This is a genomic window from Candidatus Flexicrinis affinis, assembly GCA_016716525.1.
GTDB lineage: Bacteria > Chloroflexota > Anaerolineae > Aggregatilineales > Phototrophicaceae > Flexicrinis > Flexicrinis affinis.
In genome coordinates this window covers 1,401,275-1,413,557 of the sequence record JADJWE010000001.1, presented here as the reverse complement: position 1 = coordinate 1,413,557, position 12,283 = coordinate 1,401,275, and the positions used below count along the sequence as shown (strand labels likewise).

The window sequence follows — 12,283 nt, the reverse complement described above, 5'->3', positions numbered from 1 at the left end:
GCGCCGATCCCAAGTCTCTGATCCAGTGCCGCTGCCGGGTGTCCCGGTAGCGGCTATTGCATTAGCCCCGAATCTGCAACATAGGAGTGTTATGGCTGACGATAAGATCGAAGTAGAAGGCACCGTCATCGAAGCGCTGCCAAACGCCCAGTTCATGGTCGAGCTGGACAACAAGCACCGCATTCTCGCCTATCTCTCCGGCAAGATGCGCAAGTTCTACATCCGCATCGCCCCGGGCGACAAAGTCAAAGTCGAGATGAGCGTTTACGATCCGTCGCGCGGACGCATCGTGTTTCGCCACCGCGATGGACGCGGCCCGGCGTCCTCCGAATAAGGGGTCAGCGCGCGGGGCGAGTGGGTTTCTCGCCCCAGTGCACGGCCATCGTTCCGAACATAAAGGTTCGATATCCGACGTTCACCATCCCTGCCGCTTCCATCAGGCCGGCCAGCTCCTCAGGCGTCTTGAACGCCTGAGTTGACTCCGGCAGATAACGGTAGGCATCGGCTGCGTTGCGTCCTCCAATCAAGCGGCCAAGCAGTGGAATCCCGTACTTCAAGTACGCGAGAATGAACGGCCTGAGTGGTCCCCGCGGCGGCGTCGTGTCCAGTATCACGACGCGCCCACCCTCGCGCAGCACGCGAACCTGTTCGCTCAGCGTTTGATGTATGTCCACGACGTTACGGACCAGATAGCCTGACAGCACCGCATCGAACGCGCGGTCCGGAAATGGAAGATTCATCGCATCTGCCGCGCACCACTGAACGCACCCGCCTCGAGGGTCACGCTGCCCGACGTACATCATTGGCAGAGCGAAGTCGGCACCTACTACCTGTGCACTCGGATGCGAACTCGCGACCTCGAACGCGATATCGCCCGTACCTGTGGCCAGATCGAGCACAGCGCCGGCGTCCGGGATGTTGCCCTGCTTGACGACGAAACGCCGCCAACGCTGGTCTTGTCCCAGTGTCATGAGACGGTTCATCAGGTTGTATCGTTCAGCAATCCGTCCGAACATGTTCTGAACGTAGCTGGACTTCTCTTCGCCTTGAAGCTGCGCTCCCACGCTATTCCTCCAATCGATCGCTGGCATCACGCCAAGCGGTTACAGCCAACTCATACTCGGGCATCCACGCAGCGGCGTTTGTCGACTTTGCCGGGGACTTCCCTGCCACAAACACGGTGACACTCCTGCCATGTTCCGGATGCGCGACCGTCGCTTTGCGCTGTAGGACAAGGGCGTCAGGCAGCACGCGCGAGTTATCGTCACCGGATACGGTCGTCACAATCCATCGGACATTGTCGGCAAACGGGCTAGCGAGAAACGTGTATGCACTTCGGAGCGCCGCGCTTTCGTCCCCATCGACTTCGATGCGGGCCACACCGCCGTGAACACTGACAGCGCGCATTTCGGGCACGGCGAGGCGAATCAGCGGCAGACTGATTTCGATCATCGCGTCGCTAAGGACGGTCGCATCACGCTCGCTGAGCGAGACCAGCACGGCATTGGGATTGAGCCGCACATCACGAACTGCGACTGATGCCGCGTATTGGGTCTTCTCTGGAAACGCGAACGCATGCGAGGCGGCTTCAACACGCTCGACGGTACCGACCAGCACTCCGTCAACGTTGACCGGCACATCGACCGGCGGATCGTCGAGGCGCACCGTCTCAAGTGGTCGCTTGCGCAGCCAACCCGTGAAGTAGCTCCGGTGGACTGAGGATGGAAGCGGCATTAGCGCGGCGATCAACGCGCCGGGATCGCCGCCAAGCGTGACAGCTACACTTTCTCCTACGTCCAAGCGATGGGGGCTTTGGACCAGCACGCTGTCAACGAAATTGCCCGGAACGACTTGGACACCCCAATACGGGCGATTGTCGCGTTCGAGAAACACCGTCCCGACCAGTGGCTCATCCGTGACACTTGCAACACGGTGAACGGTCTTGACGTCAATCGACTGCAAATCGCTGTTCGTCCGGCGTCGCACGGATGGCATGATCCGCAGCGAAGACATGATGTCCGAAGCCCGGTCCATCAGCGATGAGAACGTGTGCGGCTTCGACAAATCTAGCATGCGATCAAGCCGGGAGGCGACCTCCGTGATCCGTTCGACCTGAAGCGCCCACGCGACTCGTCGACGGGTTGCGAATGCGTGCTGGACGATCTTGGCGCCGCTCACTTGATCGACATACACCGCGACCGGTGTGCGCCCGCGTCGTCTCGAAGCATGCTTGCCGCCAACGTCACCGACAGACTCGACGTGATCGTCCTGTTCAAGCCGGATGAGGAATTCGTCGAAGTCGCGGTAGCTCACGGCAACTGTCCAGTGGAGAAGGACGCTCAGTATACCGGAATCGCCGCGTTTTTCGGTTTAGGGTCGCGTGAGATATGTTTATGGGACGCGCATCTTGAGACCGTCGATCGTCAAGCACTGGTCCCCGGAGATATCGACTGTTCCGCCACCGAAGCGGCCCTGTGGCGTCACAACGGCGTACTGATTGTCAATCCACGCAATGAATCCAAGCGGACCACGCGGCGACGCTCCGGTGAGCACCAGCGCTCCGCCAACATAGAACTCGGTACGGTCAGGCAGCCAAAGCAGCCGATAGTGCGTGCGCTCAAACATCGTATCGGGTGGCATGTCAACCTCTGCAACGCCAAGCGCGTGTTGGCCGAGCGGCCAGAATATGCGATGGAGCAGGCGAATGCGCATCAGCAGAAACCCCACCGGCGCGACTGGAACCAGGGGCAGGAGCAGCGGCAAGCGCGGCGCGAACACTGCGGCTTTCCAGCCGTTCGCCTTGCGGTCCACCGCCAGCGCCATGTTCGACCGTTCTGAAGAGAAGAAGAACCACGCCGCGGTTGGCAACCGAAGATCGGTGACCTTCGCCCCATATGGCGCGTTCCAGAAGCCGAACCCTGCCGTGCCCACCGGAATACCGTCGAAGCGCGCATCAAGCTCCAGTTCGATCGGGGGCGTCAGGCAAAGGCCTCGTCGATCGGCATAGTCCGCGATCTGTGCATTGGCATAGCCATTCGCAGTCTGAGGCGAGATCTGCATGCGGTATTCTCCGTCCCCGCGCCGCTCAACCTGACCGGAACCCTGCTCGACCCAATTCAGCGCAGTCATGCGTCCTTCGGCATGCCCCATCCGCCACCTCCGGGCGTCCATATGATGATTCGGTCGCCGGGAACCGCTGATACTGTGGCTTTCGCGGCAAGGGCCGTTTCTGTGCCGTCGTTTCCGATCAGCCGGTTTTTGCCCGCCGCCCCGGGGGCGCCACCCTGCATTCCGTAAGGCTGCAGTTTCCGCCGCTCGGAATTGATCGTAACTGTCGCCGCTGTAGTGATCTCGTACTCGCGCACAATCCCTGCCCCGCCAGTATGCACGCCAGCGCCGCCAGTACCGTCCCGCAAGCCGTAACGAAGCACACGCAGCGGATACGACCGTTCTAGCGACTCCACCGGCGTATTGCGCGTGTTGGTCATATGGCTATGGCGTCCGTTCGCTCCATGTCCGAACGGCCCCGCACCCATTCCGCCTGCGATGGTCTCATAGTATACGAGCCCGCCGCTGCCGATCGTGATGTTGTTCATACTGCCCTGACTTGCCGCAGGTACACGATCCGGTGTGGCCTGAGCCAGTGCACCAAGCACGGCGTCGACCACCCGCTGCGACGTCTCGGTATTGCCTACCGCCACGGCACGGGGAAATTCAGCATTCAGCATCGACCCGCGTGGAACGAGGACGTCAACGGGTTCGAAGGCTCCGGCATTAAACGGGTAATCGGACCCGGCCAGCAGTCGAATGCAGTACATCACCGCAGACTTCACGACGGCTTCCACGGTGTTGACATTTCCACGCACGCTGGCGGACGATCCGGCGAAGTCCACAATCATCCGATCGTCTTCTATGCGAAGTTCGACGCAGATAGCGTGGAGGTCGTCCGACGTTCCATCGCCCTCCATGTAGTCGGTGAAACGATACGTCCCATCCGGCAGCCCGCGAATGACCTCTTCGGTCATCCGGCGCGTGTACTCGATCAGAGCGTCCGCATGTTCGCGCAATAGGTCCAGCCCATACGTAGCAACGAGGTCTTCGAGCGCCTTAGCGCCTGTCCGGTTGGAGGACAACTGCGCCTCGTAGTCACCGGTGCGTTCGTCGCCACCCCGCGCGTTGACCGTCAGGAGCGTAAACAGCGCCGCGTTTAGCACGCCATGTTCGACCAGCTTAACAGGCGGGATGATGACTCCTTCCTGATACAGCTCGGTGCTGAGCGGAAGCGAACCCGGCGACATGCCACCGACGTCGGCATGATGCGCCCTGCTCGCGACGAAGAACTCTAGCCGATCGTTGACGAACACGGGCGAGATTAACGTGATGTCCGGCAGGTGTGACCCGCCGTGGTAGGGGTCGTTGACGACCACCGTGTCGCCCGGCATCCACTCGGGGATCGTGTCAATCGCGGACAACACCGATGCCGGCATACTGCCAAGATGAACGGGAATGTGCGCCGCCTGAGCGATCATACGCGCACTCGAGTCGAAAATGGCGCAGCTGAAATCAAGCCGTTCGCGGATGTTTGGGCTAAAGGACGCGCGCCTTAGCGCAGCGCCCATTTCCTCGGGTACCGCCGCGAATACATTCGCAAACACTTGCAGGCTGATCGGATCGACGGCCATGATGTTCCCTCATAGTTTGAGGCTCTGCATTGCCACAAGCGGTGTGCATCTCTATAATGCAAAGGAACGGGCCCATGGCGCAATGGCAGCGCAGCTGACTTTTAATCAGTTGGTTGTAGGTTCGAATCCTACTGGGCTCACAGATACACTGACGAAGGCGTATGCCTCGCCTCCTTCATTTGCACCATCGAGGCGGAACACGGCGCAGCGCCTTCAGAAATCGGCTCGGACAATCGTCTAGGTTACAGATGGGTCATGGGCAATCAATTCAATGGTGTTGCCTTCAGGGTCGCTGAAGAACAGCGAGCGTGCCCGCAGAAATGAACCAACACCGCTCCAGACGCGCACCCGTTCGAGGAGGCCCATCGCTTCTAGGCGCGCCCGTTCTGAGTCAAACTGTTCGAGCGGAATTTCAAAGGCCAGATGGTCGAGCGTGGACAAAGTAACATCCAGCGCGACATCACGGTCAAACAGAACGAGATACTGTGGATGTCCGCCTCGACCGAGTGGGGAATCCAAATCACCCGCCTTCATAAAGACGAAGTTAGGAGAGGAGTGTACGAGTTCCAACCCCAACACGTTCTGGTAAAAGGCGACCACTCCAGCTAGATCTTTCACCCGCAGCCCCACTTCGGCGATGTGCATGACCCGAGCCATTGTCTCCTCTTCAAGTGCTAAGGAATTTCAGTGCGGGCGTGAGCAGTAACCTAGTAACGGCATCACTTCGCAGTATACCCGCAATTGGGGCGCGCCGCAGACGGGGTTCCCGTCTCAATTCCAGTACTTCTGGCACAGATGTGATACGTGTCACGTACGGCAGACTGCATTCATCCTCCCTTTTTGACAACACCTTAACGCGGCCATAAAATGTATCGCGTTCGGGTGCCCCCGCACCCCCAAAATTCAGGAGACCTTTGTTATGAAGGAATACACAACGGATCAGATTCGCAACGTCGCCTTAGTGGGCCACCAAGGATGCGGCAAAACGTCCTTGGTGGAAGCCCTCTTATTCAACTCCGGCGCGACCACCCGCCTCGGGCGCATCGAAGACGGCACGACCGTGTCCGACTGGGATGACGATGAGCAACAGCGCCAGATCTCTGTTTCCACCTCGCTGATCCCGATCGAATTCAACGACTACAAGATCAACGTCCTCGACGCACCGGGTTTTGCCGACTTTCAAGGCGAAGTCCGCAACGCGATCCGAGTTGCCGACTCGATCATAGTTGTCGTGGACGCGGTTGCTGGCGTCGAGGTTGGAACCGAATTGGCGTGGGAGTATGCCAAACAGTTCCAACAACCGATCATCGTCGTCATCAACAAGCTGGATCGCGAAAATGCGAACTTCGAACGCACGCTGGAAGGTTTGCGCGCTTCGTTCGCGGATCACAAGTTCATCCCGGTCATGTTGCCGGTCGGGCAGCAGCATGATTTCAAGGGCGTAGTCAACGTCCTTACGCAGAAAGCGTACTATGACGCCGGCAAAGATCGCTCCGATCTCCCGGCCGACATGGTCTCGTTGGTCGAAGAGGCCCATCGTGAGCTGATGGAAGCCGCGGCCGAGGCTGACGATGAATACATGGAGAAGTACTTCTCCGAGGGAGTCATCAGCAGCGACGAAATCCGGGACGGCATGCGCAAGGCTGCTCGCAATCACGAACTGAACACCGTACCCGTGTTCGTCACCAGCGGCACCAAGAACATCGGCACCTATCCCGTACTTGAGGCGCTGGTTGCCTACACGTCTCCGCCGTCGATCCGCCGTGTGGGCGTGCATCGCGGCGAAAGCACCGAGATCGAATACATGATGCCGCCGCAGTCGGACGACAGTGCGCTTGCCGCGTATGTCTTCAAGACTGTCAATGACCGCTTTGTCGGCACGCAGTCGTTCGTCCGGCTGTTTTCGGGTGTTTTGCGGTCCGACAGCCGCAACTGGAACAACTCCAAAGGCGAAGAGGAACGGTTCGGCCAGCTCAGCACTATGCGCGGCAAGGAATTGATCCCGCTGCCGATTCTGCACGCCGGCGACATCGGTGTGGTTCCCAAACTTCAGCATACACAGACTGGCGATACGATCGGTGACCGTGACAAGAACTTCACGATCGTCTCGCCGGGTTTCAGCGATCCGTTGTATTCCGTGGCGCTTCAGCCCAAGACGCAGCAAGACGCAACCAAGATCGGCTCAGTCCTCGGTATCTTGACGCAAGCCGACCCAACGCTGAAATGGCGCAACGATCCGAATACGAGCCAGATCGTGCTTGAGGGCATGGGCGAGATCCACGTTCAGGTCGCGCTCTCCCGGGCCGAGAAGCTCGGGCTGAACGTGATCACCGAGATCCCCAAGGTCCCCTACAAGGAGACGATTACCCGCAAGGCGGACGCTACGTACCGGCACAAGAAGCAGTCGGGTGGCGCCGGCCAGTTCGGTGAAATCACGCTGTACATCGAGCCGAATCCCGGCAACGGTTTCGTTTACGATACCAAGGTCACCGGCGGCGCGGTTACCGACCAGTTCCTCGACTCGACAAACAAGGGCATTCAGCAAGTGCTGCCGGTCGGTGTCATCGCCGGGTACCCGGTTGTCGATGTCCACGTTGTCGTTTACGACGGCAAGATGCACCCGGTCGACTCTAAGGACATCGCCTTCCAAATCGCCGGACGCGAAGCATTCAAGGAGGCATTCCACGAGGCCGGTCCCGTGCTGCAGGAACCGATCATGAATGTCAAGATCACCGTTCCCGAAACGATGATGGGCGACATCATGAGCGACCTCAACACCCGGCGCGGGCGCGTTCAAGGCATGGATACAACCGAGACCGGCAAGAGCGTGGTCAGTGCGCAGGTACCACTGGCCGAGATGCTGCGCTACAGCAACGATTTGCGCTCAATGACCGGCGGGCGTGGCATCTACGAGATGACGTTCTCTCATTACGATCGCGTGCCGTCGAATATTGCCGAGCCGATCATCAAGTCGTACAAGCCACACGGTGGTTCGGACGAGTAGGCAACGGCTCCGCCGCGAACGAAACGAGGCCGCTGGGTTCAGCGGCCTCGTTTGTTGTCCGGTCACGTTTATGCGTAGGATTTCTGCTGGTATTCACCGAATTCGGCACGTAGTACGCCGCAGATTTCGCCGAGGGTAACGTAGGCATCCACCGCGTCCACAAATGCCGGCATAAGATTGTCCCCGCTGCGTGCGGCATCTCGGACGGCATCGAGTCTCTGAGCGACCAACTGATTGTCTCGCCGCGCCCGAAGGTCTGCTAGGCGAACCCTCTGGTTCTCTTCCACGGCGGCGCTTACGCGCAGTAGATCGGGCGGTGACAGTTCCTCGGTTTCGTACTCGTTCACCCCGACGACAATCTGTTCGCCGCTTTCCATCGCCCGCTGGGCCTGATAGGCGGCAGACTCTATCTCCGCGTTGATGTACCCGCGCTCGATTGCGGCAAGCGCACCGCCCAACTCGTCGATGCGCTGTATGTAATCCTTCGCACGCGCTTCGATCTCGTTGGTCAGGTGCTCGACATAATAGCTCCCGGCAAAGGGGTCGACAACGTCGGCAACGCCGGATTCGTGCGCAATGACCTGCTGTGTGCGAAGGGCCACTTGTGCCGACTTCTCGGTCGGCAACGCCAGTGCCTCGTCCATGCTGTTGGTATGCAGCGACTGCGTGCCCCCGAAGACCGCCGCTAACGCTTGAAGCGCGACACGAACGACGTTGTTCTCAGGCTGCTGCGCGGTCAATGTACTGCCCGCGGTTTGAGTGTGGAAGCGAAGCATCCAGCTACGCGGATTCTGCGCGCCGAATCGATCGCGCATGATGTGCGCCCAGAGCCGGCGTGCCGCCCGAAACTTCGCTACTTCTTCTAGCAGATTGTTGTGAGCATTGAAGAAGAACGAGAGCTGCGGCGCAAACTCGTCGACGGATAGCCCGGCGCTGATTGCCGCCTCCACGTACGCGACCGCATTCGCGAGCGTAAACGCCACTTCCTGTACCGCCGTGCTGCCTGCCTCGCGAATGTGATAGCCGGAAATGCTGATCGTGTTCCAGCTCGGCACGTGCTCGCGACAGTACTTGAACACGTCGGTGATCAGGCGCATAGAGTGAGCCGGCGGAAAAATGTACGTTCCCCGCGCGACGTACTCCTTCAGGATGTCGTTCTGGATCGTGCCGCGCAGTTTGGACGGATCGATACCCCGCCGCCGTGCAAGCGCGATCTGCATCGCCAGCAAGATCGCCGCCGGCGCATTGATCGTCATGCTGGTGGACACCTGATCGAGCGGTATCTGGTCGAACAGCCGATCCATATCCTCGATGCTGCTGATGCTCACGCCGACTTTGCCCACCTCACCTGCAGCGATGGGATCGTCGGCGTCGTAGCCGATCTGGGTCGGCAGATCAAACGCCACTGACAAGCCGCTTTGTCCCTGTGCAAGCAGAAAGCGATAGCGCACGTTCGTTTCTTCTGCCGAGCCAAAGCCCGCATACTGTCGCATTGTCCACAAGCGCGACCGGTACATGCCCGGCTGAATGCCGCGCGTAAACGGAAACTCCCCGGGGAACTCGACATCCACATCGACGTCTTCAGGACTATACAGGTCATCAATTGAAATTCCAGACGTCGTCTCAAATGTCGCGCGGCGGAGTGGCGCACGCCTTGAGGCAGGCTGCAGCGTTTCGCGCTCCCAATCGGCCTTACTTCGCTGCATCGTGATCTCCGCCTTCCGTCAGCCAATCTCCGATGTGGGGAGACAGAACGAGCCCTGAAAACGCCTCGAACGTCGCGTCTGCGAACGGCAGGTCCATGTTCTGCCGCACGAGGTCGAACGCACCGGCGTAACTGTGTGGAACGGGACGTGCGGTCAACAGTTCGAGCCGCCTGCGGCACGTTTCGATTGTGTCACGGTCGCCTTCGATCTCGACAAACTGGCCATACGGCAGTTCGTCCAACGTCACCGCGCATCCGGCAAACCGATACGAAGTTCGATATTTGTCATAGGCGAACACCTGACGGTATTCGAGGTGCGTCAGGATCAGGTTCATGATATCGAAATCGCTGACTTCGACCTCGGCCTCGAACCGCGAGATTACGCCGCCGGATATCTCGCCCGGCCCCTTGTAGGTCAGGCGCGCCCGCGTATCATAACGGAGCCGCAGCACAGCTCCTGCTGTGGTCAGTGAACCGTCGACGTCATCGTATCGGATGTTGCGCTCAAAGACCCGGTCCGCAGTCATTTCGGCGCCGGCCGCTTCGAGCCGCACGCGTACCGGTTGGACATCGTCAACCCACAGCTTGATCTCGGTCTCAGTCAGCGTCTCGCCCACCGTCTACACCTGAATGACGACCTTGCCGAAGGTATCGCCCGCTTGAAGGATCCGATGCCCCTCACCAGCCTGCTCCAGCGGCAGCACCGCCCCCACTACCGGCTTGAGCGCACCGGAGAAGACGAGATTCATCACCCGCACGTAATCTTGATGCGGCCCCATCGTGCTGCCAATGATGGACAGGTGTTTGCTGAAGATGTAGCGCAGGTCGAGCTCGAATTTCGGGCCGCTGGTGTTTCCGACCACGAGAATCCGACCCCCGATTCGCGCCGACCGGATACTGTCGAACATCGTTGCTTGCCCGACATTGTCGACGACGACATCCACGCCAAGCCGATCGGTCAGCCGGAAGACCTCTTTGCTCCACGACGGCACGTTACTCCGGTCGATCGTAACGTCCGCGCCAAGCGCCGCCGCCTTCTCGCACTTTTCAGCGCTGCTACCCACGACGATGACACGCGCACCGGCTAGTTTGGCGATCTGAATACTCGCCGTATTCACGCCACCACCCGCCCCGACGATCAGGACGGTCTCACCCGCGCGAAGCCCACCTCGCGTGATCAGCGAATGCCACGCCGTCACGTACACGAGCCCTGCCGCCGCAGCGGCTTCGAAAGTCACGCCATCGGGCAACCGAAGCAAGTTACGGGCCGGAATGCAGCGGTATTCAACCGCCGTGCCGCTGACGTGTTCGCCCAGAATGGCGATGCGGCTCTGATTCTCCATGCCGGTCATCAACGCGGGGCTGTCCGCTGGCACAATCGTCGGGTCGATACAGACCTGATCACCCGCGGTATACCCTGATACGCCAGCGCCCAGCGTGTCGATCACGCCCGCACCATCGCTGCCGGTGATGTGCGGCATGTGCAGTTCGAGGCCCGGCCACCCGTCACGCACCCACAGGTCAAGCCGGTTGAGGGCCGCTGCCTTGATCGCAACCCGGACTTCGCCCGGACCGGGCTCGGGTACCGCCAGGTCGTCGATCACCTGAACGACATCGACCGGCCCGTGTTCGAAAAATCCGCTGCCACGCATTTACCGCAGTCCCAGTTCGTTGCGGGCGATCACCATGCGCTGAATTTCGCTCGTGCCTTCGTAGATGCGCGTAATGCGTGCGTCTCGATAGTAGCGCTCCAGCGGAAGCTCCTTGGAGTATCCCATTCCGCCGTGAATCTGCAGCGCCTCGTCTGTGACGAACGCGGCCGTTTCGCTGGCGAACAGTTTGGCCATGCTCGCCTCGGTGGTGTAACGCCCGCCCGTCTGTTTGGCACGTGCCTTGGCCAGCACGGCGTGATAGATCAACTGTCGTGATGCTTCAATCCGGGTGCGCATGTCAGCGACCTTCTGCTGAATCATCTGGAACTGCCCGATCGGGCCACCGAACGCGTGGCGCATACGCGCATATTCGAGCGCCGTCTCGTATGCCGCTTCCGCGATACCCAGCGCCTGCGACGCAATCCCGATGCGTCCGGCATCCAGCACTTGCATCGCGATGCGGAACCCTTCACCGACCTTACCCAGCACGTTCGCGACAGGCACGTGGTAGTCTTCGTAGAGAATTTCGCTCGTCGCACTTGCTCGAATGCCGAGTTTCGGTTCCTTCTTGCCGCGCTTGAGGCCGGGCTGCGCGGCGTCGATCAGAAACGCCGTAATGCCCTTGTTGCCGCGCTCCGCATCAGTCATCGTGAAGAGAATCATGAAATCTGCAACCGGACCGCTGGTCACCCACGACTTGCGCCCATTGATGACGTAGTGCGTGCCATCGTCACTCAAGACCGCGCGGCTCGACATCGTCGCCGCATCGCTCCCGCTCATCGGCTCGGTCAGGCTGTATGCCCCGATCTTCTCGCCGCTGGCGACCGGAACGAGAAACTGCTGCTTCTGCTCCTCGGTCCCGAAAGCCATGAGCGCATGGCAGTACAGTGAATTATTGACACTCAAGATCGTGCTGTGGCTAGCATCCGCCTTGGCGACTTCGATCATCGTGATTACGTACGCCAGCGTATCCATTCCGGCGCCGCCATATTCCTCCGGCACCTCAATGCCCATCAGCCCGAGGCGGCCCATCTCGCGAATCGTCTCAAGCGGGAACTCGCCGGATTCGTCGAACTGCTCCGCAATCGGTTTGATCTTCTCCTGTGCGAACCGCCGGACAAGCGATTGAAGCGCCTCGTGTTCAGGTGTAAACGACGGCGTAAGCGCGGAATCAAGCTGATCCACTGCACCCATGAGCATTCTCTCCAATAGCGTTCTATTCACCTTAAATGGATTATAC

General features: G+C 59.9%; 11 protein-coding genes and 1 tRNA gene. 3 read left to right on the top strand and 9 right to left on the bottom strand.

The genetic code is table 11. The features are described 5' to 3' along the window. Positions 1-91: 91 nt before the first annotated feature. Positions 92-334 (top strand): translation initiation factor IF-1, encoded by a 243-nt coding sequence (gene infA / locus IPM16_06000; protein ID MBK9122659.1) that lies wholly within the window; start codon positions 92-94, stop codon positions 332-334. Positions 335-338: 4 nt separating this feature from the next. Here infA and IPM16_05995 read toward each other — a convergent pair whose 3' ends face one another. The 4 genes from IPM16_05995 to IPM16_05980 all read right to left on the bottom strand — a co-directional run bounded on the left by IPM16_05995 (position 339) and on the right by IPM16_05980 (position 4,682). Then, on the bottom strand, positions 339-1,091 hold the full coding sequence (locus tag IPM16_05995; protein ID MBK9122658.1) for a ubiquinone/menaquinone biosynthesis methyltransferase: 753 nt from the start codon (positions 1,089-1,091) through the stop codon (positions 339-341). Beyond that, complete coding sequence (locus tag IPM16_05990) at positions 1,066-2,313, bottom strand: UbiD family decarboxylase (GenBank protein MBK9122657.1); 1,248 nt, start codon at positions 2,311-2,313, stop codon at positions 1,066-1,068. The genes IPM16_05995 and IPM16_05990 overlap by 26 nt, the downstream gene beginning before the upstream one ends. Positions 2,314-2,391: 78 nt before the next feature. Beyond that, a complete protein-coding gene (locus tag IPM16_05985; GenBank protein MBK9122656.1) occupies positions 2,392-3,129 on the bottom strand; it encodes a hypothetical protein in 738 nt (245 codons plus the stop codon). Then, a complete protein-coding gene (locus tag IPM16_05980) occupies positions 3,126-4,682 on the bottom strand; it encodes a hydantoinase B/oxoprolinase family protein (GenBank protein ID MBK9122655.1) in 1,557 nt (518 codons plus the stop codon). Before IPM16_05980 ends, IPM16_05985 begins: the two co-directional genes overlap by 4 nt. Positions 4,683-4,750: 68 nt before the next feature. Between IPM16_05980 and IPM16_05975 the strand changes: the two genes are divergently transcribed. Then, positions 4,751-4,822 (top strand) — tRNA-Lys (locus IPM16_05975). Positions 4,823-4,919: 97 nt separating this feature from the next. Here the strand turns inward: IPM16_05975 and IPM16_05970 are convergent. Then, positions 4,920-5,327, bottom strand: coding sequence for a VOC family protein (locus IPM16_05970; protein ID MBK9122654.1), 408 nt, complete (start codon positions 5,325-5,327; stop codon positions 4,920-4,922). A 274-nt stretch (positions 5,328-5,601) separates the two neighbouring features. Between IPM16_05970 and IPM16_05965 the strand changes: the two genes are divergently transcribed. Further along, positions 5,602-7,686 (top strand): elongation factor G, encoded by a 2,085-nt coding sequence (locus IPM16_05965; protein ID MBK9122653.1) that lies wholly within the window; start codon positions 5,602-5,604, stop codon positions 7,684-7,686. A 68-nt stretch (positions 7,687-7,754) separates the two neighbouring features. Here the strand turns inward: IPM16_05965 and IPM16_05960 are convergent, their stop codons facing one another. From IPM16_05960 to IPM16_05945, 4 genes are read right to left on the bottom strand one after another with little or no spacing between them, the layout of a single operon-like run. After that, positions 7,755-9,392, bottom strand: a complete 1,638-nt coding sequence (locus tag IPM16_05960) for a methylmalonyl-CoA mutase family protein (protein ID MBK9122652.1) — start codon at positions 9,390-9,392, stop codon at positions 7,755-7,757. After that, the gene (locus tag IPM16_05955; GenBank protein ID MBK9122651.1) at positions 9,379-10,008 is read right to left on the bottom strand and encodes a class IV adenylate cyclase; all 630 of its coding nucleotides are present in this window, start codon (positions 10,006-10,008) and stop codon (positions 9,379-9,381) included. The genes IPM16_05960 and IPM16_05955 overlap by 14 nt, the downstream gene beginning before the upstream one ends. Before the next feature lie 3 nt (positions 10,009-10,011). Further along, positions 10,012-11,043 carry a zinc-binding dehydrogenase gene (locus IPM16_05950; GenBank protein ID MBK9122650.1) on the bottom strand — a complete coding sequence of 344 codons (1,032 nt, stop codon included), beginning with the start codon at positions 11,041-11,043 and terminating at the stop codon, positions 10,012-10,014. Beyond that, positions 11,044-12,237: an acyl-CoA dehydrogenase family protein gene (locus IPM16_05945; protein ID MBK9122649.1), complete on the bottom strand. Its 1,194-nt coding sequence runs from the start codon at positions 12,235-12,237 to the stop codon at positions 11,044-11,046. Positions 12,238-12,283 lie beyond the last annotated feature (46 nt).